Here is a 25,940-nt window from a genome sequence, read left to right on the forward strand (position 1 = left end):
CCTCACCCGAAGGTCCGGAATCCCGCCCAGGCGTCCGCGGCTAGTTCGCGCAGGCGGATGCCGTGCCGGGCCGCCGTGCGGCGGAACAGCTTGCGCAGACCCGGTTTCGGCTCCGGGTTGCGAACGGTGAAGACCTCCTGGGCCAGGTCGCAGAGCAGTTTCGGGTACTGGCGCTGAACCCGCTCGGAGAGCACCAGGTGCGGTGCGCGCTGCAGGTTCTTGTGATCGGTGAGCACGAAGTTGTCCTGCAGCCGCTTGCGGTAGCCGGACAGGTCCCTGCTTCCGGCGGCGATGGCTTCGGCTGCCGCGCGACCGGCCGCCAGCCCGGAGCCGATGGCGAAGTTGACCCCCTCCAGCCAGATCCCGGCCGCCAGGCACATCGCCGCTGCGTCACCCGCGACCAGCATGCCGTCGGTGCTCAGCGGCGGCATGCTGCGGTAGCCGCCTTCGGGGATCAAGTGCGCCGAGTACTCCTTGAGCTCGGCACCGCGCAGGTAGGGGGCGATGCCGGGATGGGCTTTGAAGTCGGCCAGCACGTCTTCGGGGCGGCGGCCCGATTCGGCCAGCCCGGTCAGCGACAGGACGACGCCGACGCTGATCGCGTCCCGGTTGGTGTAGACGAACCCGCCGCCCGGGATGCCCCCGGTGCAGCCGAGGACTTCGAAGTCCGCGCCCTCGTCGCCGCGCAGGCCGAACCGCTCCTCGATGCTCTTCCGGGGCAGCGCGAGGGTCTCCTTGACGCCGAGGGTGTGGTGCGCGGCGTCGGTCGTGGGCAGCAGCCCGGCTTGCTTGGCGAGGAACGAGTTGACCCCGTCGCAGGCGATGACCACGTCGGCGCGGATGTCGCCGTCCGGGCGGTCGGTGCGCACGCCGACCACGCGCCCGCCGTCGCGCAGCAGCTCGGTGGCCACGGTCGAGGTCACCAACTGCGCTCCGGCGTCCACCGCCTTGCCAGCGAGCCAGGAGTCGAAGTCGGCGCGGTAGGTGGTCATGCCGTTGTGGGGTGCGCCCGCCCAGTCCTGGGTGCGGAAGTCGATGGTCAGCGCCTGGGTGTCGGTCAGGACCATCGTGCCGCGGCGGGTGACCCAGCGCTGCACGGGCACCTCTTCCCACCAGTTCGGCAGGACCTCGTCGAGGACCCGCCCGTAGACGACTCCGCCGTAGACGTTCTTGGCACCGGGGAACGGGCCGCGTTCCAGCAGGACGACGCTGCGCCCGGCGCGGGCCAGCTCCAGTGCGGCCGCCGAACCGGCGGGACCGGCTCCGACGACCACCGCGTCCACCCGCTCACTCATCGGCGGCTCCGTTCAGTCGGCGGGCGAGTTCGCGCAGGACCTCGGGGGCGTCGGCGACGATGCCGAGGTCCGCCATCGCCGTCATCGGGCAGGAAGGGTCGGTGTTCACGCTGATCACGTGCTCGGGCCTGCCGAGCCCGCCGACGTGCTGGGCCGCGCCCGAGACGCCGAACGCGATGTAGAGGGCGGGATCGACGACCACCCCGGTGGTGCCGATCTGGCGGTCGTGGCCCGCCCACCCGGCATCTGTGATGACCCTGGTCGCACCGGCCGACGCGCCGAGCGCGGCGGCGACTTCGGTGAGGGTGCGCATCACCGCGGAGCCGTCCTCCCCTGTCCGCACCAGGCCGGCACCCGCGCCGAGGATCCGCTGGGCTTCGGTGAGTTCGACGGTTTCCGGGTCCGGGTCAAGGATCTGCGCGGTCTCCGCGTCGAGGACGTCCTCGGGCAGCGTCACCGGCAGCTCCACCGGTTCCGGGCTCGGCACCGGTTCGGGCACGCCGCGCGCGTTCGGCTGGAGGGTCACCACGACGGGGCCGTTGAACTCGACATCCACGGCCAGCCGGTCGTCCACCCGGGACAGCTCGACGTGCGTGGCGGTGCACCGGCTGGCACCGGCGAACAGCTGCCGGTCTGCGCGGAAAGCGAGCCGCGCTGCGAGATCACGCCCGTCGGGAGATGCCGGAAGCAGCACCACCGGAACGCTGCGCAGCACCGGTGCCAGTGCCTCGGCCAATGCGCCGAACGCGACTCGTGGCACTTCGCTCGTCCAGACCTGCCGAGCGGCGATCAACTCGCGAGCAGCCGCCCGGGTGCCCGTCCCGACCAGCAGGACCGCTCCCCCGCACTCGGCGACGGCTTCGTCGGCGCCGCTGGGGAGGACTGCGTCGCGGACGACCACGACGGCCAGCACATCGGGAAGCCCGGTCACAAGCCCACCGCCAAACGGTGTCCTTCGACGACCGCGGCGTGCGCGCGGCGCGGGGCGATGCAGTCACCGATCCGGTGAACTGCGAACGGCGCGTCCTTCAGCTCCTGCCACAGCTCGTCCTCGGGTGCTTGGTGAGTTGCGCAGACGATCCAGTCGAAGCGTTCCTCGCTCATGTTCCCGGTGGTGTGCTTGAGGATCTGCAGGACCACCCCACCGGCTTCAGCGGCCGCGGACATCACAACCTCGTCAGTGCGCTGGACGATGCCCTTCGCGTGCGCCCGGATGTTGAAGGTCTCCATGTCCAGGGTCACGCCGAGGTCCTGGCAGACCACCATGCCCGGCGTGCTGATCTGCACCCGGCAACATCGGTCGGCCAGCAGTTCGGCGACCGAAGCGGCCTGGTGGAAGCCGAGTTCGTCGACCACGAGCACATCGCCTTCGGGAGCGGCGCGGCCCTCCAGCACGTCGCGGACGTCGACGACGCGCTCCGCGCCCCCGGCCCAGTGCACGGGTTGCGGACGGGCGCCGGTGGCCAGCACCACCACGTCGGGGCGCTCGCCGCGCAGCATCTCGGCGGTGGCCGCCACGTTGGTCTTGATGTCCGCGCCGAAGCGCTCGCACTCCGCGCGGAGGTTGCGCACCACGTCGAGGAACTCCGCCCGGCTGGGCACGGTCGCCGCCACCGCGACCTGTCCACCGGTGGACGGTTCCCGCTCGAACAGGGTCACGTGGTGGCCGCGCTCGGCGGCCGTCGCCGCAGCTTGCAGGCCCGCCGGCCCGCCGCCGACGACGAGCACCCGCTTGCGCAGCCGCGGCATCGGCAGCGGCGTGGACTCCCGTCCGGCGCGCGGGTTCTCGATGCAGCCCAGCCAGCGGTTCAGGCCCATCCGCCCGACGCACTCCTGGTTGCACGACAGGCAGGTCCGGATGTCGCCGCGGTGCCCCGAACGGGCCTTGCCCGCGAAATCGGGGTCCGCGATCTGCCCGCGCACCACACCGACCAGGTCGCAGTGCCCCTCCTCCAGCGCGCGCTCGGCCTGCAGCGGATCCTTGATCCGGCCGACGCCGACCACCGGCAGGTCCACGGCGCGGCGGATCGCGTTGGAGATGAACAGCGCGTACCCGGGCGGGATCGTCATGGACGCCTCGATCATGTAGAGCGTGGAGGTGGCCACGCCGATCGAGGTGTTGATGTAGTCGACCTTCCCGGTGGCCTCGACCATCCGCGCGACCTCGACGGCCTCGTCGATGGTGGTGCCGCCCTCGATCAGCTCGTCGCCGCACAGCCGGACGCCGAGCGCCCGGTCCGGGCCGATCGCCTCCCGGACCACGTCGATGATCTCCAGCAGGATGCGAGCGCGGTTGGCCAGCGGACCGCCGTAGGCGTCGGTGCGCACGTTCGTCGCCGGGGACAGGAATCCGCGCACGATCGAGGAGTGCGAGCACTGCAGCTCGACACCGTCGAAACCGCCGTCCGCGCAATGCCCGGCCACGGTGCCGTAACCGGCCACGACCTCGGCGATCTCGTGCACGTCGATCGCTTTCGGCACCTCGCGGAACATCGGGTCGGGCACCGCCGACGGCGCCCACACCGGCAGCCTCGAATACATCGAGGACGCCTGCCCGCCGTTGTGGTTGAGCTGCGCGAGGATCGGAACGTCGTGGGCGTGGACGGCCTCGGTGATCCGCCGGTACCCGGGCACCACCTCGGGCCGGAAGCCGTGGATCAGCTTCTCGTAGGGCCAGTCGGTCGGGTGGGTGGAGTGCTCCTCGGTGATGATCAGCCCGGCGCCGCCCGCGGCACGGGCCGCGTAGTACGCGGCGTGCTGGTCGGTCGGCACTCCGTCCTGGGCGTAGTTCGTCAGGTGCGCGGAGAACACGATGCGGTTGCGGACGGTCAGCGGCCCGATCCGCAGCGGTGAGAACAGATAGCGGTGTTCGCTCATCTCGCGCCCTCCAGCGCGGTGATCCGGTGCGCGGCGCGACGGCCCTCGAGGATCGCTTCGTGGATCGTGCGGGGCGCCACGCAGTCCCCGGCCCGCACTGCTCCGGCCGGTTCCGGGTTGGGCAGCCGGTGTCCGCAGTGGACGACCACCGCGCAGGCCACGTCGCGGCGCTGAGCGGTGAAGACGTCCTCGAGCACCACGTGGTCGGGGTGGACCTCGCGCAGCAGCGAGCGCTTCTCCAGACGCACACCGGCGCGCTGCAGGCGTCCGTTGGCGTCGGCCAGGTCTCCGGTCAGCGCGAGCTGCGTGCCGACGACCTGGTCCTGGGTGACGATGGAGGTGTCCCGCCCCCGCTCGGCGAGCAGCTCCGCGACACCGACGCCCACCGCGTCGCCGACCGGGTCGAACACCACGACCGGACCGTCCGGCAGCACGTCGTCCGCCAGCATTGCCGTGACGTCGACGATCGTGCCGCCGAAGTCCTCATAGGCGCGCGGGCCCGGCCTCGAGCCGGTCGCGATCACCGCGTCCCGGCTGGTCAGGTCCGCTTCGGTGCCGAGAGTGACGCGCACTCCGAGCCGGCGCACCTCCGCCTCGAGCCAGTCCGCGAGCAGCTGCAATCTCGCCCGGCCACCGACCTGCGCGGCGAGCAGCAACGACCCGCCCAGCCTGTCACCTCGCTCGACGATCTCCACCGAATGCCCGTTCAGCGCCAGAACACGCGCCGCTTCCATCCCGGCCGGGCCACCTCCGACGACGAGCACGTCGCGCGGTTCAGCAGGAGCAGCGGCCCCCTCGGTGGCCTCGTGTCCGCTGAACGGCTCGCCGATGCAGGAGACGATCGGGTTGCGGTTGTCCCGCACCCGGCACTTCTGGTTGCACAGCACGCACGGCCTGACCTGCTCAGGACGTCCGGATCGCACCAGCTCGACCAGTTGCGGCTCGGCGATCTGCGCCCGCGTCATCTCGACCAGGTCCGCGACGCCGTCGTCCAAAGCCCACTTCGCCTGCGCCGGGTCCACGACGCTGCCCTGCAGGACGACCTGGGGCGGGCGCTTCTCGGTGCGCACGGCTTCGCGGATCTGGCGGCAGAGATCGATGTTGAAGCCCGGTTCGGTGTGCAGGTCCGGGCGGGTCGCCGAGGTCGCCATCGCCGAACCGCGCACCACCACCAGGTAGTCGATGCGGTCGGCGACCGACCGCGCGATCCCGGCGGCCTGTTCCGGGGTGATGCCCGCCCACGGAGCGAGTTCGTCGCAGGACAACCGCAGCCCCACGACACCGTCCCCGACCGCGTCCCGGACGGCGGCGAGCACCTCGCGCAACAACCGCACCCGGTCCTCGCCGTAGCCGTCGGAGCGCTGGTTGGTGAGCCCGGAGAGGAACTGCCGCAGCAGGGAGAACTGTCCTGCGTCCAGCTCCACCCCGTGCAATCCGGCGTGCACTGCCGAACGCGCCGCGGCGGCGAACCCGGCTACCAGCGCATCGATCTGGCCCTGCTCGACCTCCATCGGCAGCTCACGGCTGACCACGTCCGGCACGCGCGACGGCGCCCACAACACCTGCTGTGAGAACGCCGACGAGCCCTGAGATCCCGAGTGGCCGAGACCAGCGAGAACTATCGTTCCGTGCGGTCGGCACGCCTCGGCGACCGCCGCCCACCCCGAGGCACACTCAGCGGCCAGAGGCGCCCGCTCGTAGGGCCAGTCCGAGGCGTGCACGCTGGCTGTCTCGGTGACGATCACACCGGCACCGCCGGCCGCACGCGCCCGGTAGTAGGCGACGTGGCGGTCCGAAATCGCCCGCCCGCGCCCCAAGTTCGTCTCGTGCGGCCCGAACAGCACCCGCGACGGTGCTTCGGCAGAACCGAGCCGCACACCTTCCGCGAGGCTCATGCACCGGCCGCCAGCGGGCTGGAGTCGCAGGGCTTGGCCGGCACCAGGGGCAACCCGAGGCTCACCTTGCGCCGCGAGGATCGGGAGTGGTCCTGCGACGGCTTCGGCAACCCGCCTCTGTCCACGACGGACAGAGCCGTCTCACCGTGGCCCTTGACGCATTCCGGGTCGGGGCCGTCGAGCGGGAGTCCGGTGAAGAACTTCGCCGCCATGCAGCCGCCCTGGCAGGCGTCGAACGCCGAGCAGGACCGGCAGGCACCACCCGACTGCGGACGGCGCAGCTCGGTGAACAGCTCCGATTCGCGCCACACCCGGGCGAAACCACCCGCGTCCCGGACGTTGCCTGCCTTGAACACGTCGTGGATCGCGAACGGGCAGGCGTAGACGTCACCCACCGGGTCGATCAAGCACACCACCCGGCCCGCGCCGCACAGGTTCAGCCCCGGCAGCGGAGTGGAACCCAGCGCGTTGAGGTGGAAGAACGAATCGCCGGTGAGCACCCGGTCGCCGTGCTCGATCAGCCAGGCGTAGATCTCGTGCTGCTGGGCGTCGGTCGGGTGCAGCTCGTCCCACACGTCCGCGCCGCGCCCCGACGGGCGCAACCGCGTGATCCGCAACTGCGCGCCGAACTCATCGGCGATCGCCAGGAAGTCGTCCAGCTGCGCGACGTTCTGCCTGGTCATCACGACCGAGATCTTGAAGTCCCGCATGCCGGCGGCCGAGAGGTTCCGCAACGCCCGCATCGCCATGTCGAACGAACCCGGCCCGCGGACGGCGTCGTTGACCTCCCGGGTGGCACCGTCCAGCGAGATCTGCACGTCCACGTAATCGGTGGCGGCGAGCTGTTCGGCCCGCGCGCGGTCGATCCGCAGGCCGTTGGTGGAGAACTTCACGCCCACCTGGTGCTCGACGGCGTAGTCCAGCAGCTCCCAGAAGTCCGGTCGGACCGTCGGCTCACCACCGCCGACGTTGACGTAGAACACCTGCATCCGCTGCAGCTCGTCGATCACCGCTTTCATCTCCGCGGTGCTCAGCTCCCGCGGATCGCGCCTCCCCGAGGAGGACAGGCAGTGCTCGCAGGCGAGGTTGCAGGCGTACGTCCACTCCCAGGTCAGGCAGATCGGGGCGTCCAGCCCGCCTTTGAACTGCTCGACCAGGGAGGGCACCGGTTCCACCGCGGTCACGTCGTCTCCACTCCGTCAACGGGGCCGGATCATGTCCGAGGCGGCCAGCGAGGCCAGCGCTCGCCGGAACTGCGGCCGGCGCTCCTGCGGCACGGCCAGCAACGCCTCCTCGACGCTGGTGTGCTCACCCAATCCGCGCACCAGCTCCACCAGTTCGGGGACCTTCAAGAACGACAACTTCCGGTTGCCGAAGTGGTACGCGAGCGCCCCGAACGGTTCGGGGCGCAGCGCGACCTGCGGATTCAACCGGTAGCCCAGGCTCGTGTCGAACTCCGCCGCGGTGGCCATCAGTAGACCCCGCACATCCCGTCGATCGAGACCTCCTCGACGAGCAGCTCCTCCTCGACGACCGGCTCGGTGGTTCCCGCTTCGACCTGTTCCTCAGCCATGGGATGCTCCTGTCGACGTTGACCGATCCACCGCCGACACCGTATTTGCACCCGGTGCAGATTTGGAAGACCTGGAGCAGGACCTCTTGGGAAGCAACACCGTTGGAGCAACCGCGCGAAGCGGTGGGCGACGGAGGGTCACCAGCGCCGCCGAGCTGGAGCAGGTGGCCTTCGACCTCTTCGACGAGCAGGGTTTCGAGAACACCACGGTCACCGACATCGCCCGGGCCGCGGGCATCGCGCGCCGGACGTTCTTCCACTACTTCCCGTCCAAGAACGACGTGCCGTGGGGTGATTTCGACGCCGAGCTGGCCCGGCTGCGCGCCGATCTGCACGCCGCCCCCAGCGGAATCCCGCTGATGGACAACATCCGGCGCTGCCTGGTCGAGTTCAACCGGGTGCCGTCCGAGCAGGTACCGGCGCACCGGCGGCGGATGCGGCTGATCCTCGGCGTCCCGGCGCTGCAAGCCCACTCGACCTTGCGCTTCCAAGCCTGGCGGGAGGTCATCGCCGAGTTCGTCGGCGAACGAACCGGGCAACCGGCCGGCGCACTCGCTCCCCAGACCATCGCGCACGCGACGCTGGGCGTGGCACTCGCCGCCTACGAGCGGTGGCTCGACCAACCCGATGCCGAACTCACCGAACTCCTGGATGCGGCGATGCGCGAACTCGCCGCCGCGTTCTCCGGGGCCGGACCGGCCCGGCGCGAGCAGCTAACCTCGGCCGAAACGAGACGTCAGGAGGACGGGATGCCCACCGGAGAACCCGCCGTGCAGACCGAGTTCACGCCCCGGATCGGCAAAGTCGCGCGCCGCGAGCTGGCCGTCCACGGATTCACCCGGTACGCCCAGCTCGCGGACGTGACTGCGGCGGACCTGCTGAAGATCCACGGCGTGGGCCCCAAGGCGGTCCGGATCCTCGGCGAGGAGCTCGCCGAACAGGGGCTGTCCTTCGCCGACTCGTGAGCCGAACCGCTTCGCGGGGCCGGTTTCCGCGTGTCGGTTCCCGGCCCCGGCCGCTCAGTAGTCGGCTTCGTCGTATACCACGACTCCGCGCAGGTTCTTGCCGTCGAGCAGGTCCTGGTAGCCGGTGTTGATCTCCTCCAACCGGTAGGTGTTGGTCACCAGCTCGTCCAGCTTCAGCGTGCCGTGCCGGTAGAGCTCCAGCAGTCGTGGTATCTGGGTGCGCGGGCTGACCCCGCCGAAGATCGCGCCCTGCACCCGCTTCTGCAGCAGGGTCAGCTCGAAGAGGCTGAGCTTGGCATCGATCTGCGCGTGGTGGCCCATGCCCGTGACCACCACCTGCCCGCCCTTGGCGGTCATCGACACCGCCGGCTGCAGGTGCTCGCCGGTCGTGTCCCCGATCGTCAGGATCACCGTGTTCGCGTTCTGCCCCCAGGTCAGCTCCGAGACCACCCCGGCGGCCTCCTCCATCGAGGCGAAGGCGTGCGTCGCGCCCAGTTCCAGCGCCTTCTGCCGCTTGAACTCCACCGGGTCGACCGCCACCACGTACCGCGCCCCGGCCGCCGCCGCACCTTGCACCGAGTTGATGCCGACCCCGCCGATGCCCACCACGACCACCGTGTCGCCGGCGCGCGTCCCGCCGATCTCGGTCGCCGATCCCCAGCCGGTGGACACGCCGCAGCCCAGCAGCGCGGCCTTGTCCAACGGGATGTCGTCCTCGATCTTGATCACCGAGGCCTGGTTGACCGTCACGTACGGCGCGAAGGTGCCCAGCAGGCACATCGAGACGACCGGTTCGCCCCGGTAGGTCGTCCGGTAGGTGCCGTCGGAGATCGCCCGGCCGGTCAGCAGCCCCGCACCGGCGTCGCAGAGGTTCTGCATGCCGCGCGCGCACGGGCGGCACGTGCCGCAGCCGGGGATGAAGGCCAGCACGACGTGGTCGCCCTCCTGCAACCCGGTGACCTCGGGCCCGACCTTCGTGACCACGCCGGCGCCCTCGTGACCACCCACGACCGGGTAGAACGTGGACGGGCTGGCACCGGTGCGCAGGTGCTCGTCGGAGTGGCACAGCCCCGATGCCGCCAGCCGCACCTGCACCTCACCGGCGACGGGGTCGCCCAGCTCGATCTCATCGACCTCCCAGTTCTCGCCCGGGCCGTGCAGCAGAGCAGCCTTGGTCTTCATATCCACTCCTCGTCGAATGGGCACCGAAGGACATATGGCTCCCCGAGCATGGGAAGCCGGGTGATCTCAGTCAAGGGTCCGGATCCGGCTGCTCGCCCCCGCCCCCGCGGCCACCGCGGATCCGGCTGCGGCGCCACCGCGCTGGCCAGAAGCGCTGCTTTCCGCATATTCCTGGAAACCGGCCGGTGGAGGAAGTGGTGCATCCCGGAACGGGAGCAGGCGCCGCTGCCCCCGGCGAGCAACTCGCCTCATGTGAAGCGTCCCCAGTTGATCGCCGATTGCGTTACAGCGCAACCGATTTTATCGACCGCCACTTCCTGATTACTCGAAACTCCTTCGTCTCAGCGAAAAAGCGAAACGTGCTCAGTGATGATCACTCCATCGAGCGACCGTTATTCGCTCGAATCCACGTTCGACTCCTGCAACACTGGTAGCACGCCAACGGGACACCGAAGCAGACACATCCGTCGACAGTGGACCGTGAGAATCATTGGTATGACGCGCAAAATCACCAGCTTCGATGATGAACGCGATTCATCTGCGAGCGCGCCGACCAGAGTCGGCAAGCTCGTCACGCCGAGGAGAAGGAGCACGGCCATGTTGTCGAAGTACCAGCGGAACGCGATCGGTCACGCCCCGACGATGGGCATCCGCCCCGCTACCGGATCAAACCGAACCAGCCGGTTCGGGAGCCCGGACGATCAGCACCGGACATGGCGAGTGGTGCAGCAGCTTGTGGCTCGTGGAGCCCAGGTGCGCACCTGCAACGCCACTTCGGCCGCGTGCACCCACGACCGCGAGCTGTGCCTCCCGCGCGCGGGAGAGCAGCTCGGTCGTCGGCGTACCGCGCCCGATGAACCTGAGCACCTCGACGTCCGGATAGCGCTCGCTCCAACCGGCGAGGACTTCCGCGACGAACCGAACCGCGGTGTCCCCGACGACGTCGCTGGGCAACCGGGAGCGCAACCACTTCAGATCGAGACCGACGACTTCCCAGGTGTGCACCACGTGCAGCGGGACGTCCCAGTGCGCCGCGGCGGCGAAGGCCTGCGCCAGCACCAGATCGGCGGAGAGGTCATCGTCGATGCCGGCGAGGACCGGGCCGGTGACCGGGAAGCTGAGCGGGTCGCCGGTGTCCGGCACGACCGCGACGGAGCACTTCGCGTGCGCGGCGATCTTCACGGCGACCGATCCGGCGAGCAGCCCGGTGAACCCGCCGAAGCCGCGGTCGCCCACGACGACCAGGTCGGCGGCGCGGGACTCGTCGATCAGCACCAGCACCGGCGAGCCGGCGCAGGCCGCCGCGTCCACCGCGAGATCCGGTGCCTGCTCCCGCGCAGCGCCCGCGGCCACGTCCAGGCAGTGCGCGACCTGCTCGCGCACCTGTTCGCGGTGCTCCTTCGGCCAGTGCAGGCCGGGCAGCTCCGGCAGCACGGGCGTGGTGGTGGGGTCCGCGTAGACGATCCGCAGCCCGGATCTCCGCCGAGCCGCCTCACGCGCCGCCCAACGAGCGGCGTTGAGCGCCACGGCGGAGCCGTCGACCCCGGTCACCACACGTCCGAACCCACTCATCCCGGCCCTCCCAGCGCTGCTCAGGACGACAGCACCAGGGTGGGCGAGTTCGCCGCACCTCGCCCGGTGAGACCGGGACTACCGGGTCGGCATGCGGCCGGGCACCAGCAGCTCGGTGTTGCGGTCACCGAGTCCGCCGAGCTGGGCCAGGTCGGTGTGCGGGTTGTTGAAGGCCAGTTCCCGGTAGAGGGAGGCGAGTGCGTCCGGGGATCTGTCGTCGTAGTCGGCCTGGTACGGGCTGTCGGCTTCGATGAGCGTGGTGAACAGCGACAGCGTGCCGTCCTCGTTGTCCACCAGTTCGATGATCCGGGCCAGCTGCGGGAAGTCCACGTGGGAGGCGGTGTTGATCTCCCAGAAGCCGCAGGCCGGGTCGTCGGCGTGGTGCGGGGTGATGGTGTTGCGGTGCGTGTGCCCGTTGACCCAGGCCAGCACGTTCGGGAAGCGCTTGAGCAGCCGCACCACCGAGGCACCGCTCTTGCGGATCTCGCCGGGTCGGCGGAAGTCCGGCAGCAGCGCGGTCATCGTGCCGCTGGTGTGGTGGCTGAACAGGATGAACAGCTCGTCGGTCACCGACTGCCGCTGCTTCCGGCCGAGCCCGTCGTAGTACACCGAGCTGCCCGCGGTGAGCGTCTTCTCCAGCCAGCGGAACTGGGCCAGCCCGAGCGAACCCTCGGCGAAACCCGCGGTGTTGGTGCTGTCCAGGCTGATGCCGGTCACGCCGGGCGCGATCGGGAACGTGTAGTAGGGCTCGTCGTGGTCCTCGCCGAACCCGTGGCCGACCGGGCCCGGGCCGGTGTTGGCCGGGTCCCGGTGCGCCTGGATGAAGTCCTCGGTGTTGAACGGACGGCGCCGTTCGTCCGGGGTGACGGTGCGGATCAGTCCGGTGCGGGTGGTCATCACGCTGGCCGTCCGCTGCTGGCTGCGCCCCTCCATGAGGGCCACGATCTCGCGCTTCTCCCGCTCGTCCCGGCCGATGATCTTGCGCGAGCCGGTGTACCAGTCGACCAGTCCCGGGATCAGCTCGTCCGGCACCGTTCCGACGACGCTGTTGTCGTGGTTGCCGAACACCGCGTACCAGGGCATCCGCAACCCCGGGCTGTCGAAGGGCTGGAGCGCGTCACCGAGCAGTCCGGGCAGCACCGGGTACCCGAGCTCGCGGAACCGGTCCGAGACGCCACCGTCGGGGTGCCAGTACAGCGGATCGCCGGAGTCCTGCACGCCTTCGTAAGCGGTTCGGTCGCCGGTGTTCGGCGTGACCCGGCCACCGTTGAGCACGCCGAAGTACCAGTCGAGCTCGGCGAGTTCGTGGTTGTCGGTGCTGTCCCCGGTGGTGATCATGAAGTCGATCGGGCGGCCGGTCACCGGCGCTCCGGGCAGCGAGTTCACCCGGCGCACGAGGTGTGCAGCACCGAGCGAGGTGAGCATTTCCTGCGGGCGGTGCGCGCCACCGGCCAGCGGGTGGACGTACTCGAACCGGGCCGGGCTCTGCGCGTCCACCACGTGCAGGTCGGTGAACTGGGTGAACGCGACCACCGGAACCCGGCGGTCGACGCGGTCGGTCCTGCCCACCACCAGGTCGGTGCGGACCACTTGCGGCCAGCCCGGGCCTGCCGTGAGCCGCCGGTAGCCCTCCCCTGCTTCCGGCTGCGCCACGGCCTGCAGCGTGGTGCCCGCGCTGTAGGCCAGCCGGGGACTCGCGCCCCTCCCGAACGACGGTGTCGCGCTCAGCAGCCCGCTGCCGAGTACGGCTCCGGTGATGCCCGCAGCCCGGAGAAAGCCACGCCTGTTGATCCCTGCCATGTCGGTCCCCAGCCCATCCGCCCTGATCATCGAACTGATCAGAAAATCTTTCATGTTTGATGGGCGCAGTCCACCCCCAGACAGGTGACGAGCTCACGAACAGAAGGCAACACCGCGGAACGTCCACAGTGGCCAATGCGGCTACGCATCTCGTGCCGCGGCCGAGCGGCTGGTGATCACCGGTTCAGCCCGACCGAACGGCCTGATGCCTGATCAGACCAGCGGTCGACCGGTGCGGATCCGGCGGCGGAGATCCCAGAGGACCAGGTTGTACGGGAAGTGCCGCAGCACGGGCGGCAGGTTCCGGACGATCGCGCCGACCACCGCCATCAACCGGTCGAAGCGGCGCTGATCCCGAGCGGTCCAGGGCAGGTGCATCTCCTCCCGGAACCGCGCGGGAAGGAATCCGGCCGTGACGAACCTGTTGAAGCGGCCGAACAGCACCGACAACGGGCGGGGAAGCCAGGCCAGCATCGTCACGTCGAGGAGGTATTCCCGCACCGTGTCGTCGATGGCGATCCGGTCCAGCGATTCGGTCCAGTACCGCTCGAACGCGGCGCGATCGCTCGGCCACGCCTCGGGCGGCACCTGCAACGTCGTGCCCAGCACCGCAGCGTCGCGGTAGAACGCCTCGGCGGTCTCCGCGTCGGGCTCACCGAAGAAGAGGAGGTGGAGGTCTTCGAACCCCTTGTACAAGCAGGCAGCGACCCACAACTGGAGATCCGGGTCGAAGGCGTTGTAGGCGACCGGACTGGAGTCGGTGGAGCGCACCTGGGCGTGGGCGCGGTTGACACCGCGTCGGAACAGCTCGCGCTCGCGGGCGGTGCCCATCGTGGCGACGGCGATGTAGGCCAGGGTCGTGCGGGTCCGCTTGATCGGGTGGCGGAACAGCTGACCGCTCTCCACCCGGCTCTCGACCACGCCGTGACCCACCCCGGGCCTGGCCAGCTGCATGATCACGTTCGCGTTGCCCGCGAGGAGCCCAGCCCCGGTCACCGCGTTCCGGACCCGGGCGGTCGTGTCCGCCGAAGCCGTCACCGTCCGCCGCCTTCCGCACGAGGTCAAATCTGCACACGCACGTTTCCAGTTAGGGAACCAGCGATCCCGCTGATCTGTCAAGATTGTGCCCATGGGCACGTCTCCACTGCGGGTCTACGGCGGGGTGCAGGGTGATCACCGCAGGGCGGAACGCCGGGCTCAGCTGCTCGAGGCCGGGCTGGACCTGCTCGGCGCCTCCGGTGACGGCCCGGCCCTGACGGTGCGCGGCGCGTGCCAGCAGGCGGGGCTGGCGACGCGCTACTTCTACGAGAGCTTCGCCGACCGCGACGCGCTGGCCGCAGCGGTGTACGACCACGTGGTGGACGACCTGGCGACCACCACGCTTGCGGCCGTCACCACCGCCGGGCCGGACGAGCGGGCCAAGGTTCGTGCCGGGTTGGAGAACATCGTGCGGACCGTCGCGCGAGATCCGCGCCGCGGTCGGCTGCTGTTCTCGGTCGGCTTGAGCAGCCCGTTGCTGGCCCAGCGACGACTGGACTCCTCGCGGCTGTTCGCCGCGCTGCTGGGCGGTCAGGCGCAGGACTTCTACGGGATCACCGAGAGTCCGCACCTGGAGCTGACCACGCACTTCATGGTGGGCGGGCTGGCGCAGGCGCTCACCGCCTGGCTCGACGGCACGCTGCGGCTCGACGAGCGCGGACTCGTCGAGCGGTGCACCGAGGTCTTCCTGGCCATCGCGGCCGGGTTCGGGGCCGCGGACACGGCCGACTAGCGCTTGACCCGGGGCAGTTCGGCGCGGACGCCGAGCAGCCGGACCGGCCGGTTCAGGGGGAAGCGGTCCAGCGCCGTGCGGGCGGCGCGTTCGAGGGCGTCGGCGTCCCGCGTCGGACTGGGCAGCGTTACGCCGTGGGTGTGCGTCGCGAAGCTGGAATCGCGCACCTTCACCACGACGCGGCGGGCCACCTTGTCCTCCACGGCGAGGTCGGCTGCCACCACGTGGGACAGCCGCTGAACCTCCGCGCGCATCTCCTCGACATCGCGGAGGTCGCGCTGGAAGGTCACCTCGCGACCGTGCGAACGGGCCTCCTCGGGTTCTTCGCTGACCGGGGTCGAGTCGTAGCCGTGCGCGAGAGCGACCAGCCACGGCCCGATGTTGGGGCCGAATTCGCCCGCCAGGTCCGCCATTCTCGTGCGGGCCAGATCGCCGACCGTCGCGATTCCCCTGGCCGCCAGCTTCTTCGCGGTCTTCGCGCCGACGCCCCAGAGCGCGTCCGTCGGCAGCTCGGCCATGACCTCGACCCAGTTGGCCATCTCCAGCCGGAACACCCCAGCCGGTTTGGCGAAACCGGATGCGATCTTCGCGCGCAGCTTGTTGTCCCCGATGCCCACCGAGCACGCCAGTGCGGTGCGCTCCCGGACCTGCTGCTGCACCACTCGCGCGGTCTGCTCGGCGTCCTCGGTGTCCACGAGCATGAACGCCTCGTCCCACCCGGCGACTTCCAGGAGCCCGCCCAGGTCGCGCAGCGCGCTCATCACGTCGGCCGAGGCGGCCAGGTAGGTTTCGTTGTCCGCGGGCAGGAACACCGCTTCGGGACAGCGGCTGACCGCCGTCCGCAGTGGTGTCCCGGATCGGACTCCGGCGGCACGGGCCTCGTAGGAAGCCCCGGCCACCACTCCGCGCTGCGTCGGGTCGCCGCTGCCGCCGACGAGCACCGCCCGTCCCCGCAGCTCCGGGTGGCGCAACAGCTCGACGGCCACGATGAACTGATCAAGATCCACGTGCAGCACGACCCGTTCCACGCTGCCAGCATCGACGGGTTCCGCCGTTTCCGCCAGACCTCGGTGCGCGACACTGGCGGGATGAGCAAGCGAAGCGCCGGCATCCTGCTGTTCCGGTTGGCCGACGGTGTCCCGCAGGTCCTGCTGGTCCACCCCGGTGGGCCGTTCTGGAAGAACAAGGACGCGGGCGCCTGGTCGGTGCCCAAGGGCGAGTACGAACCCGGCGAAGACGCGCGGGCGGCGGCGATCCGGGAGTTCACCGAGGAGACCGGTGCCGCGCCGTCCGAGCGCGAGCTGCTCGCGCTCGGGGAGGTCAAGCAGCGCAACGGCAAAGTCGTCACCGCCTGGGCCGCCGAAGGCGATTTCGACGCGACGGCGTTGCGCAGCAACGAGTTCGAGCTGGAGTGGCCACCGCGATCCGGTCGCCGCCAGCTGTTCCCGGAGGTCGACCGCGCCTTGTGGTGCGATCCGGACACCGCGCGGGAGAAGCTCAACCCGGCGCAGGTCGCGTTCGTCGATCGTCTCCTCGACTCGCTGCGCGAAAGCGGTCGGCTGGCCTGACCACGGCCCCGGAACGAACTCCGCCCCGCCTGGCCGTCGAGCCAGGCGGGGCGGAGTGTCCGCGCAGGAAAGCTCAGTCCTCGATCGAGCTCTCCTTGGTCTCCTTGCTGATCACCAGCGCGATCAGCGTGATCGCGCCCATCGCCGCGAGGTAGACGCCGACCCAGCCCAGGCCGTAGGAGCTGGCCAGCCAGGTCGCGACGTAGGGCGCGACCGAGGCGCCCAGCAGGCTGGCCAGGTTGTAGGACACCGAGGCGCCGGTGTAGCGCACCGCGGTGGGGAACAGCTCCGGCAGCACCGCGCCCATCGGGCCGAAAGTCATGCCCATCAGGCCGAGCCCGACGATCAGGAACGACACCGTCGCGACGGTCGAGCCCGCGCCGAACCACGGGCCCAGCAGCAGGCCGAACACGATGATCGCGCTGGTGGTGACGATCAGCGTCGGCCGCCGCCCGTAGCGGTCGGCCAGCAGGCCCGCCACCGGCACCGTCAGGCCGAAGAACACCACGCCGATCATCAGCATGATCAGGAAGGACGAGCGCTCGTAGCCCAGTCCGGTCTCAGCCGTGCCGAAGGACAGCGAGAACACCGTCATCAGGTAGAACAGCACGTAGGTGGCCAGCATGATGAAGGTGCCCAGCATCAGGGCCTTGAAGTCGCTGCGGAAGACCTGCGCGAACGGCACCTTGGCCCGCTCGTTGCGCGCCACGACCTTCGAGAACGCCGGGGTCTCGTGCATGTTCAGCCGCACCCACAGGCCGACGACCACCAGCACCGCGGAGACCAGGAACGGCACCCGCCAGCCCCAGGACAGGAACGCCTGCTCGTCCATCAGCTCGGACAGCAGCAGGAACAGCCCGTTGGCGAAGAAGAACCCGATGGGCGCACCCAGCTGCGGGAAGGTGCCGAACAGGGCGCGCTTGCGCGGCGGGGCGTTCTCGGTGGCCAGCAGCGCGGCACCGCCCCACTCACCGCCCAGCCCCAGCCCCTGCCCGAACCGGCACAGCGCCAGCAGCAGTGGCGCGAGGACGCCGATCTGCGCGTAGCCGGGCAGCAGACCGATCACCACGGTGGAGATGCCCATGGTCAGCAGTGAGGCCACCAGGGTGGACTTGCGGCCGATGCGGTCGCCGAAGTGACCGAAGAGCGCGGAGCCGACCGGGCGGGCCACGAAGGCGATCGCGAAGGTCGCCAGCGACTGCAGGGTCGCGGCCGTCGGGTCGCCCGCCGGGAAGAACAGGTGCGGGAAGACCAGCACCGCCGCGGTCGCGTAGACGTAGAAGTCGTAGAACTCGATGGACGTGCCTACGAGGCTGGCGATGACCACCTGCCGGGTCGAGTTCCGCGGGGTGGGATCACCCGGTGATCCGGAGTCCCGCACTCCTGGTGCTGGGACGTGGCCGACAGCCATGGCGCCGCAACCTCCTCGTTAACACGATCGGACTACAGCACTGTAATCCGCGACCGACCACTTGCCGAGATGGGGTTCCCGCATCGTGGGCATGCTCACCTGGGTGCGCACGCTCCGCCGACACCTGCGAACAGTCCGTGAACGCCAAGCCTGGCGGAGTCCCCGTCACCGCGGACCGGGAACGGCCACGTCTTCCCGAATGCTGGGAAGCCTGCCCGATCGTCCGTCCGGTTGATCACGGCGGCGAACCGCAGCCGCCGGGCGCCGCGGATTCCTAGACTTGAGCGCTCCCCCGAACTCCGCCCCGCACGTGTCGTGACGAAGGAGTGCGCCGTGTCCCAGGCCCCGAAGCAGGACCTCTCCGCCCGCGGGACGCCGCGCCGGCTGCGCGATGCCGAGCTGCGGCTGGTCGGGATGCCGATCGGCGGCATCGGTTGCGGTCAGCTCTACCTGGGCGGCGACGGGCGGTTGTGGCTCTGGGACGTCGACAACCGGACCGCGCCGGCCGCCATCCACGACCTGCACTTCACCCGCCCGCAGGTCCCGAGCTCGCCGTTCGAGCACGGGTTCGCGGTGCGCATCGGTGAGCGGCCCGCGAAGTGGCTGGACGCGCGCGGTTTTCCCGATGCGGCGTTCACCGGGCGCCCGCCGCTGGCCGAGGTCGACTACCCGGGCTCGGAGGCGCGGGTCCGGCTGCGCGCCTGCTCGCCGTTCGTCCCCACCGAGATCGACGACAGCTCCTATCCCGCGGTGTTCCTGGACTACGCCATCACGAACACCTCGCAGTCCACAGTGGAGGTGGAGATCGGCGGGTTCCTGGAGAACCCGGTGTGCGTCGGCAGCCGGCACACCCGACCGCTGCGGCTCAGCGCCGAGGAGTTCACCACCGGCTCCGCGACAGGTGTGCAGTTCGCCGCCGCCGAAGGCAGCGTCGAGAACCGCATGCGCCCGGATCTGCTGCTGGAGGACTGGGAGAAACCCGACTACGCCGGCTGGTCGGTGATCGGTGACGCCTTCGGTTCCGGCCCGATCCGCACCCTCGACCGCCCGGGTTACCAGGGCGAGGCCGGTGCGTTCGGGATGCGGATGGTCGACTCGCACGCGAGCGCTCCGGGAACCGATGCCGGTGCCCGCGACAGCGCCACCGGCAGGCTGCGCAGCGCGCCGTTCCGCATCGAGCGGAACTACCTGCGGTTCCGCGTGAGCGGCGGCAGCTATCCGGGCACCTGCTGCCTGAACGTCGTGGTCGACGGCCGGATCGTCGGTTCGGCGACCGGTTCGGTCAGCGACCGGCTGGCCGACCGGGTGCTGTTCCTCGGGCCGTGGCAGGGCCGCGAGGCCGTCGTCGAGATCGTCGACGAGGAGACGGGCCCGTGGGGCCACATCGGAGTCGACCAGCTCGTGCTCACCGACCACGCACCTCAGCAGCCGCTGTCCGAGCTGCCCGACAACGGCACTGCCGCGCTGGCCGTCCTCGGCGCGGACCGGGTCCGCACCTGCCCTGCCGCGGTGTCCTGGAACGCCCCGGAAGACGTGCTGGACCCTGTCCCCGGGCCTTCGGGAGTGGACGGGATCGCCCAGCGCACCGCGGGCACGGTGAGCGCGAGCGTGACATTGGCGCCGGGTGAGGAGCGGACCGTCCGGTTCGCGCTGGCGTGGTTCTTCCCCGTGCCCGACCGGGAGGGACTCGCCTTCCTGGAGCACAGCCGCGAACTGCTCCGGCACTACGCGAGCCGCTTCGACAACGCCAGAGCGGTCATCGAGCACCTCGCCGGCGCTCAGGAACACCTCCTGGAGCGCACTGCGTGCTGGGTCCGCACCTGGTACGAGGATTCGACGCTGCCGCACTGGTTGCTCGAGCGGGTCGCCGCCAACACCACGATCCTGTCGACCTCGACCTGCTACCGGTTCGCCGACGGCCGCTTCTACGGCTGGGAAGGCGCCTACTGCTGCGCGGGCACGTGCACGCACGTCTGGCACTACGCCCACGCGCTCGCGCGCCTGTTCCCCGTCGTGGAGCGCGACACCCGGGAGCGGGTGGACCTGGGCATCGGCTTCCACGCCACCACCGGGCAGCTGAGCATGCGCGGTGAGGCCGACCGGATCCCGGCGGTGGACGGGCAGGCCGGAACGATCCTGCGGATCTACCGCGAGCACCAGATGTCGGCGGACCCCGGCTGGCTGTCGCGGGTCTGGCCGCGCACCCGGCGCGCCGTCGAGTACCTGATCGGCTCGGACGCGGAGCCGGACGGAGTGCTCGACGGGGCCCAGCCCAACACGCAGGACGCCACCTGGTTCGGCCGCAACAGCTGGCTGTCCGGCCTGTACCTGGCCGCGCTTCGGGCGGCCGCGGCGATGGCCTCGGAGGTGGGTGACGACGGGTTCGCGCAGCGCTGCCGCGAGCTGGCCGACCGCGGTGCCGAGATCATCGTGCGCGATCTGTTCAACGGCGAGTACTTCGTCCACGAGCTCGACCCGGCGCACCCGGGTTCGGTCAACACCAATCGCGGTTGCTTCGCCGACCAGCTGCTCGGCCAGAGCTGGGCGGCGCAGCTCGGCCTGCCGCGCGTCCTGCCGGAGGCCGAGACGCGTTCCGCGCTGCGCAGCATCTGGCGGCACAACTTCGTGCCGCGCCCGATGGAGTACCGGGAGCACAGCCCGATCGCGGGCGGCCGCATCTTCTACGACGAGGACGTACCGGCCCTGATCATGTGCACCTGGCCGAAGGGCGGCGGCGACGAGGCGGGCGAGAACTGGTCGACCAGCTACTTCAACGAGGCCTGGCACGGCATCGAGTACCAGGTCGCCGCGCACTTGATCGCCGAAGGGATGCTCGACGAAGGTCTCGCGATAGCCCGCTCCGTGCACGACCGCTACGCCCCGCTGCGCCGGAATCCGTACAACGAGATCGAGTGCAGCGACCACTACGCGCGTTCCATGGCGAGCTTCGGCGTGTACACGAGCCTGCTGGGCTTCGAGCACCACGGCCCGCGCGGGCACCTCGGGTTCGCGCCCAAGATCACGCCGGAGAACTTCGCCGCGGCCTTCACCACGGCCGAGGGCTGGGGGCTGTACCGCCAGCAGCGCACGGACTCCGATCGGAGCAGCACCGTCGAGCTCCGCCACGGCCGCCTGCACCTGACCACCCTCGCGCTCGACGCGATCAGTGCCGAACCACGAGCGTGGCTCGACGGAGAGGAGGTCCCGGTGAGCGCGGATCCCGAGCGCCCGGTGCTCACCTTCCCCGACCGGCTCACACTCACCGCAGGTCGAACGCTGCATGTCCAGCTCTGAACCAGGACGAATCCGATTGCGCTGCGCGGCATGATCGGTCGCATGGAGATCGACTACCGGTGGCGCGGTGCTGCCTCCGATGACGAGCTGGTGGCGTTGACGCTGTCGCACGGCGGAAATCCGGAACCCGGCTGGTGGGACCGGGTGCGGCCGCACAGCCTGGGCTGGGTGACCGGCCGGGCGGGCGGCGGAGCGCTGATCGGGTTCGCCAACGTCGCGTGGGACGGCGGCGATCACGCCTTCCTGCTCGATCCGAAGGTCGACCCGGCGCACCAGCGCGGCGGGATCGGCACCGAGCTGGTGCGCCGTGCCGCGGCGGGCGCCACCGACGCCGGGTGCACCTGGTTGCACGTGGACTTCGAGCCGCACCTGCGCGGTTTCTACTTCGACGCCTGCGGTTTCCGCCCGACCGATGCCGGGCTCATCGCGCTGAGCTGAGCTAGCCCGCGGCCAGGAACCCGGCGATCAGCGCGGTCAGCTGCGCCGGGTTGTCCTCCTGGACCAGGTGACCGCACTCGCCGATCCAGGCCACTTCGGCGTGCGGGATGCGCGCGGCCAGGTCCTTCGCGCGGGCCGGTGGCAGCCACTGGTCCTGATCGCCCCACGCGATGAGCACCGGGCAGGCGAGTTCGGCGTAGCGGTCCTCGACCTCGCGGGTGTAGCGCTCGTCGGCCTGGGCGATCTGGCGGTAGAAGGCCGCTTGCCCCACCGGTCCGAGCCACGGTGCCACCAGGTGGTCCAGCACGTCGGCACGCAGCTCCCGGTGGGCAGCGGTGGTGATGTAGCGGCGGACCAGCGCTTCGTGCAGCAGTGGCGGCAGTGCTGTGAAGGCCTCGGAGTTGTCGTGGGCCAGCCGGAAGAACTCCGATCCCCACGGCCGCACGCTCACCGCGTCGACCAGCGCCAAGCGCCTGTAGCGAGCCCCGCTGAGCAGCGCTGTCCGCAGCGCCACGGCGCCGCCGAAGTCGTGCGCGATCACAGCCGGTTCAGCCAGCCCCCAGTGCTGCAGGAGCTCCGCGAACACCTGCTGCTGGGCGGCCAGCGAGACGTCCTGGCCGTCGCGCATCTCCGACTGCCCGTATCCGGGCATGTCCCAGACGAACACCCGGTACCGGCTGCTCAGCGCTGCGGCGATGTCCCGCCAGACGTAGGAGGAGAACGGTGTGCCGTGCATGAGCACCACCGGATCACCCTGGCCGAAGCTCGCCCAGCGAACCGTCCCGTGCGCCGACTCGAACCGCTCCGGAAGTTCCCATCCCATCGCACACCTCCGTTACCGCCTGACTCCCTATGCCAGTAACGTTACCGGCTCTGTCAACAAGCCGGTAACCTGGACGGATGGCATACGACCGCCCACCCGCACCGGACGAGCTGCGACCGGTGGAGACGTTCGGCAACTCCGCGCGATTCCTGCAGGACGAGGACGCCCTGCGCGATCTGGTGGACGCCCGGCAGTGGCTGCGCGACCACGACCGGCCGGACGCCGCCGAGGAGCTGGACGAGTCCGCGCGACTGGAGCTGGTCCGGGCCCGTGAGGCGATCCGCGAACACCTGGCCGGAACCGGTTCCGCGCAGCTCAACGACTACGCCCGCCGCCTGCTCGGAGCACCGAGGTGGCAACGCGGCCGGATCGTGATCCCGGTCGGCGGGGAGGGCGCGGTGGAGCGGATGATCGGCGACCTCGTGGTCGCGCTGGTGGTGGCGGACCTGAGCGGGAAACCCGGGCGCCTCAAGGTCTGCCAGGCCGAGGACTGCCGCTGGCTCTACTACGACCGCTCCCCCGGCAACAACAGCATCTGGTGCAGCATGGACATCTGCGGAGCCCGCCACAAGATGCGCACCTATCGCGCCCGCCGCAAGGAAACCTGACCCTGGCTCGCGACTGCGACGACTTGGTGGGCGTCCTCGTAGCGGATCCGGCCCGGATCCAGGGACTCCAGCCCGACCCAGCCGACCCGGTGCGCGTCGAGGATTGCGAGATGACCCGCGACCCGGTCGATCAGGTGCACCGCCGACGACTTGAACCACGCGGTAGCACCCGGGTGGTCGTAAACCGTCGGGTCGACGCTGCTGGGATCGGTGCAGTTCGCTTCGTACCAGTCATTGGCGGTGCGGCGGAACGCTTCTTGCGCCTCGGTCAACCGCCCGTCTCGCGCAAGGCCGTTGACCAAACCGAACACTCCTGGATACCGGCCGTCCTGGTCGCTGGCCGCCGCTTGGAACCGCACGTGCCGAACATCGCCCACAGCACGGATCCTGGCAGGTCGGAGAGCGGAGGCACCTCCAGGTTCTCCGGAAGTGCCTCCGCGAGCGGTCAGACGACTGCTTCTTCGGCGTCTTCCGGGGTGGTTTCGTCCCGGGCCGGGAGGTCGGCGAAGGCCGCCGGGGGCTCCTGCCAGTACGTCGCGGCGGCGCCCTGCTGGATCGCCTGCCAGACCTTCTCCGGTGTCGTCGGCATGTCGATGTGGCGGACGCCGAGGTGCTTGACCGCGTCGACCACCGCGTTCTGCACCGCGGGTGTCGAGCCCACCGTTGCCGATTCGCCGATTCCCTTGGCTCCCAACGGGTTCAGCGGGCTCGGGGTTTCGGTGTTGGTCACCTCGAACGAGGGCAGGTCCGCCGCCGACGGGATCGTGTAGTCGGCGAGGGTGCCGGTCTCCGGGTTGCCCTCCGCGTCGAAGGTCACCTGCTCCCACAGCGCCTGGGCGATGCCCTGCGCCGCACCACCGTGCTGCTGCCCGCGCACCAGCATCGGGTTGATGATCCGGCCGCAGTCGTCCACCGCGACGTGCCGCAGCGGGCGGACGTGACCGGTCTCCACGTCCACCTCGACCACCGAGACGTGCGCGCCGAACGGGAACGTCGCACCGCCCGGCGCGAAGTCGACGTTGGCCGCCAGGCGGTCACCGTCCTCGGCCGCCGCGCGGGCCAGTTCCGCCCAGGCGATGGTCGCGCTGGGCACACCGGCCACGCCGAGCTCGCCGCCGTCGGTCAGCTCGATGTCGTCGACGGAGGCCTCCAGCCGGGCCGCGGCCAGTTCCTTGGCCTTGCGCAGCACCAGGCCGCCGGCCTCCTGCACCGCGCTCCCGGCGATCTGCAGCGACCGCGATCCGCCGGTTCCGCCACCTCGCGGCACCTCGGCGGTGTCGGACTGGACGAACTCGACGGATTCCAGCGGGATGCCCAGCGCGTCGGACACGATCATGGCGAAGGACGTCGCGTGCCCCTGCCCGTGCGCGGAGGTGCCCACCTTGATCCGGGCACCGTTCTCGTGCACCTCGACCTCGGCGTACTCGCCCGCGCCACCACCGGTGATCTCCACGTATGCGCTGGTACCGATGCCGAGGAGCACTTTCTCCCCGGCTTCGATGCGGCGGGCCTGCTCGGCGCGCAGGGCCTCGTAGTCGGCCAGCCGCAGGGCTTCGTCGAACGGCAGCGCGTAGTCGCCGCTGTCGTAGGTGGCGCCGAGCAGCGTCTTGTACGGGAACGACTCCGGGGCGAGGAAGTTCTTGCGCCGCAGCACGACCGGGTCCATGTCGAGTTCCGCGGCCGCGAGGTCCATCATGCGCTCCAGCATCGCGGCGGCTTCCGGCCGCCCGGCGCCGCGGAACGCGCCCACCGGCGTCGTGTTGGTCAGCGCGGCCACCCCGTCGTAGCTGATCTTCGGGATGTTGTAGACGCCCTGCGCCATCATCCGCGTCGAGCTCAGCGCGAGGGAGCCGCCGAAACCGGCGTAGGCACCGCAGTCGCCGATCACGCGGCAGCGCAACCCGGTGATGGTGCCGTCGCGCCGCAGGCCCAGCTCCGCGAACTGGACCTGCGCGCGTCCGTGCGGCATGCCCTGCATGTTCTCCGAGCGCGTCTCCACCCACCGGACCGGGCGGCCCAGGCGCACTGCGGCCGCGATCGCGACCGCGTGCTCGGAGACCACTCCCGCCTTGCCGCCGAAACCACCGCCGACGTGCGGGGAGATCACCCGCACCCGCTGCGGTTCCCAGCCGAAGGCCTCGGCCACACCGTCGCGCAGCCCGTGCGGCATCTGCGTGGACACGTGCACCGTGACGTCGTAGTCCTGGTCCGGGCCGCCGGGCTCGACCGCGATCGCGTTGCCCTCCAGCGGCACCACCGCCACGCGCTGGTTCTCGATGCGGGCGCGCACCACCACTTCCGCGTCCGCGAGCACCTCGGCGCCGGCCGGGTCGCGGAAACCACCGGCGATGTTGGAGCCGAGTTCCGGGAACTGCTGCTCGGCCGCCGGGTCCAGCGCGCGCTCCGGGTCGGCGACGACGGTCAGCGGTTCGTAGTCGACGTCGACCAGCTCGATCGCGTCGGCCACCGCCGCGGCGCTCTCGCCCACGATGACCGCGACGGGTTCGCCGACGAACCGCACCCGGTCGGTGGCCAGCGGCGGGCGTGCGCACAGCGGGTTGAAACCGCCGAACGCCGGCGGGATCGGGACGTCCAGGTCGGCTGCGGCGAAGGCGGCCACGACACCGGGCGCGGCGGCGGCCGCCGCGACGTCGATACCGGTGATCAGGGCGTGCGCCATCGGCGAGCGGACGAATCCGAGGTGCAGGACGCCCGCGATGTCCAGGTTGCCCACGTAAGTGCCCCGGCCGCGGAGCAGTTCCGGGTCCTCGACCCGTTGGACCTCGGTCCCCAGCAATGAACCCACCATGTACGAAACCCTATCCGTCACGCCGACTCGAAGCAGCGAAATCCACCGTTGGCCGGAGT

At 70.5% G+C, this 25,940-nt stretch carries 22 protein-coding genes; 6 read left to right on the forward strand and 16 right to left on the reverse strand.

Annotated elements, in window-relative coordinates; all coding sequences use genetic code 11:
• Positions 1 to 2 precede the first annotated feature (2 nt).
• From C4T78_RS04890 to mftA, 7 genes are read right to left on the reverse strand one after another with little or no spacing between them, the layout of a single operon-like run.
• Positions 3 to 1,295: an FAD-dependent oxidoreductase gene (locus C4T78_RS04890; protein WP_093346718.1), complete on the reverse strand. Its 1,293-nt coding sequence runs from the start codon at positions 1,293 to 1,295 to the stop codon at positions 3 to 5.
• The gene (locus C4T78_RS04895; RefSeq protein ID WP_093346715.1) at positions 1,288 to 2,226 is read right to left on the reverse strand and encodes a mycofactocin-associated electron transfer flavoprotein alpha subunit; all 939 of its coding nucleotides are present in this window, start codon (positions 2,224 to 2,226) and stop codon (positions 1,288 to 1,290) included. Before C4T78_RS04895 ends, C4T78_RS04890 begins: the two co-directional genes overlap by 8 nt.
• On the reverse strand, positions 2,223 to 4,172 hold the full coding sequence (locus C4T78_RS04900) for a mycofactocin system FadH/OYE family oxidoreductase 2 (protein WP_093346713.1): 1,950 nt from the start codon (positions 4,170 to 4,172) through the stop codon (positions 2,223 to 2,225). The genes C4T78_RS04895 and C4T78_RS04900 overlap by 4 nt, the downstream gene beginning before the upstream one ends.
• Complete coding sequence (locus C4T78_RS04905) at positions 4,169 to 6,067, reverse strand: mycofactocin system FadH/OYE family oxidoreductase 1 (protein ID WP_093346710.1); 1,899 nt, start codon at positions 6,065 to 6,067, stop codon at positions 4,169 to 4,171. The genes C4T78_RS04900 and C4T78_RS04905 overlap by 4 nt, the downstream gene beginning before the upstream one ends.
• Complete coding sequence (gene mftC / locus C4T78_RS04910; protein WP_093346708.1) at positions 6,064 to 7,251, reverse strand: mycofactocin radical SAM maturase; 1,188 nt, start codon at positions 7,249 to 7,251, stop codon at positions 6,064 to 6,066. The genes C4T78_RS04905 and mftC overlap by 4 nt, the downstream gene beginning before the upstream one ends.
• Positions 7,252 to 7,266: 15 nt before the next feature.
• Positions 7,267 to 7,539, reverse strand: a complete 273-nt coding sequence (gene mftB / locus C4T78_RS04915; protein ID WP_093149414.1) for a mycofactocin biosynthesis chaperone MftB — start codon at positions 7,537 to 7,539, stop codon at positions 7,267 to 7,269.
• Positions 7,539 to 7,640: a mycofactocin precursor MftA gene (mftA, locus tag C4T78_RS04920; protein WP_093149417.1), complete on the reverse strand. Its 102-nt coding sequence runs from the start codon at positions 7,638 to 7,640 to the stop codon at positions 7,539 to 7,541. The genes mftB and mftA overlap by 1 nt, the downstream gene beginning before the upstream one ends.
• 86 nt (positions 7,641 to 7,726) lie before the next feature.
• Between mftA and mftR the strand changes: the two genes are divergently transcribed.
• The gene (gene mftR, locus C4T78_RS04925) at positions 7,727 to 8,605 is read left to right on the forward strand and encodes a mycofactocin system transcriptional regulator MftR (protein WP_309599256.1); all 879 of its coding nucleotides are present in this window, start codon (positions 7,727 to 7,729) and stop codon (positions 8,603 to 8,605) included.
• 54 nt (positions 8,606 to 8,659) lie between these two features.
• Here the strand turns inward: mftR and C4T78_RS04930 are convergent, their stop codons facing one another.
• The 4 genes from C4T78_RS04930 to C4T78_RS04945 form a co-directional block, all read right to left on the reverse strand.
• Positions 8,660 to 9,787: an NDMA-dependent alcohol dehydrogenase gene (locus C4T78_RS04930; protein ID WP_093346706.1), complete on the reverse strand. Its 1,128-nt coding sequence runs from the start codon at positions 9,785 to 9,787 to the stop codon at positions 8,660 to 8,662.
• Positions 9,788 to 10,453: 666 nt separating this feature from the next.
• Positions 10,454 to 11,359: a universal stress protein gene (locus C4T78_RS04935; RefSeq protein WP_093346704.1), complete on the reverse strand. Its 906-nt coding sequence runs from the start codon at positions 11,357 to 11,359 to the stop codon at positions 10,454 to 10,456.
• A 78-nt stretch (positions 11,360 to 11,437) separates the two neighbouring features.
• Positions 11,438 to 13,159 (reverse strand): TIGR03767 family metallophosphoesterase, encoded by a 1,722-nt coding sequence (locus C4T78_RS04940; RefSeq protein ID WP_093346701.1) that lies wholly within the window; start codon positions 13,157 to 13,159, stop codon positions 11,438 to 11,440.
• A gap of 213 nt (positions 13,160 to 13,372) precedes the next feature.
• Entirely contained in the window at positions 13,373 to 14,197 is an 825-nt protein-coding gene (locus C4T78_RS04945; RefSeq protein ID WP_235863020.1) for an oxygenase MpaB family protein, read from the reverse strand.
• A gap of 91 nt (positions 14,198 to 14,288) precedes the next feature.
• Here C4T78_RS04945 and C4T78_RS04950 point away from each other — a divergent pair, with 91 nt between their 5' ends.
• A complete protein-coding gene (locus tag C4T78_RS04950; protein ID WP_093346694.1) occupies positions 14,289 to 14,930 on the forward strand; it encodes a TetR/AcrR family transcriptional regulator in 642 nt (213 codons plus the stop codon).
• On the opposite strand, the gene C4T78_RS04955 is transcribed toward C4T78_RS04950, so the two are convergent.
• Positions 14,927 to 15,958 (reverse strand): DNA polymerase IV, encoded by a 1,032-nt coding sequence (locus tag C4T78_RS04955; RefSeq protein WP_093346692.1) that lies wholly within the window; start codon positions 15,956 to 15,958, stop codon positions 14,927 to 14,929. The genes C4T78_RS04950 and C4T78_RS04955 overlap by 4 nt on opposite strands.
• Before the next feature lie 60 nt (positions 15,959 to 16,018).
• Between C4T78_RS04955 and C4T78_RS04960 the strand changes: the two genes are divergently transcribed.
• A complete protein-coding gene (locus C4T78_RS04960) occupies positions 16,019 to 16,498 on the forward strand; it encodes an NUDIX hydrolase (protein WP_093348430.1) in 480 nt (159 codons plus the stop codon).
• A gap of 73 nt (positions 16,499 to 16,571) precedes the next feature.
• Here the strand turns inward: C4T78_RS04960 and C4T78_RS04965 are convergent, their stop codons facing one another.
• The gene (locus C4T78_RS04965; RefSeq protein ID WP_093346688.1) at positions 16,572 to 17,909 is read right to left on the reverse strand and encodes an MFS transporter; all 1,338 of its coding nucleotides are present in this window, start codon (positions 17,907 to 17,909) and stop codon (positions 16,572 to 16,574) included.
• Between the two features lie 333 nt (positions 17,910 to 18,242).
• Here C4T78_RS04965 and C4T78_RS04970 point away from each other — a divergent pair, with 333 nt between their 5' ends.
• Positions 18,243 to 21,203: a GH116 family glycosyl hydrolase gene (locus C4T78_RS04970; RefSeq protein ID WP_093346685.1), complete on the forward strand. Its 2,961-nt coding sequence runs from the start codon at positions 18,243 to 18,245 to the stop codon at positions 21,201 to 21,203.
• A gap of 30 nt (positions 21,204 to 21,233) precedes the next feature.
• Complete coding sequence (locus C4T78_RS04975) at positions 21,234 to 21,641, forward strand: GNAT family N-acetyltransferase (protein WP_258958320.1); 408 nt, start codon at positions 21,234 to 21,236, stop codon at positions 21,639 to 21,641.
• Position 21,642: 1 nt separating this feature from the next.
• Here C4T78_RS04975 and C4T78_RS04980 read toward each other — a convergent pair whose 3' ends face one another.
• The gene (locus C4T78_RS04980) at positions 21,643 to 22,464 is read right to left on the reverse strand and encodes an alpha/beta fold hydrolase (protein ID WP_093346682.1); all 822 of its coding nucleotides are present in this window, start codon (positions 22,462 to 22,464) and stop codon (positions 21,643 to 21,645) included.
• 77 nt (positions 22,465 to 22,541) lie between these two features.
• Between C4T78_RS04980 and C4T78_RS04985 the strand changes: the two genes are divergently transcribed.
• Positions 22,542 to 23,072, forward strand: coding sequence for a CGNR zinc finger domain-containing protein (locus tag C4T78_RS04985; RefSeq protein WP_093346680.1), 531 nt, complete (start codon positions 22,542 to 22,544; stop codon positions 23,070 to 23,072).
• On the opposite strand, the gene C4T78_RS04990 is transcribed toward C4T78_RS04985, so the two are convergent.
• Both C4T78_RS04990 and C4T78_RS04995 read right to left on the reverse strand, forming a co-directional pair.
• Positions 23,045 to 23,383 carry a hypothetical protein gene (locus tag C4T78_RS04990; protein ID WP_258958321.1) on the reverse strand — a complete coding sequence of 113 codons (339 nt, stop codon included), beginning with the start codon at positions 23,381 to 23,383 and terminating at the stop codon, positions 23,045 to 23,047. The genes C4T78_RS04985 and C4T78_RS04990 overlap by 28 nt on opposite strands.
• Positions 23,384 to 23,517: 134 nt before the next feature.
• Positions 23,518 to 25,881 (reverse strand): xanthine dehydrogenase family protein molybdopterin-binding subunit, encoded by a 2,364-nt coding sequence (locus tag C4T78_RS04995; RefSeq protein ID WP_093346675.1) that lies wholly within the window; start codon positions 25,879 to 25,881, stop codon positions 23,518 to 23,520.
• Positions 25,882 to 25,940 lie beyond the last annotated feature (59 nt).

This window comes from Saccharopolyspora kobensis (assembly GCF_900108315.1).
GTDB lineage: Bacteria > Actinomycetota > Actinomycetes > Mycobacteriales > Pseudonocardiaceae > Saccharopolyspora > Saccharopolyspora kobensis.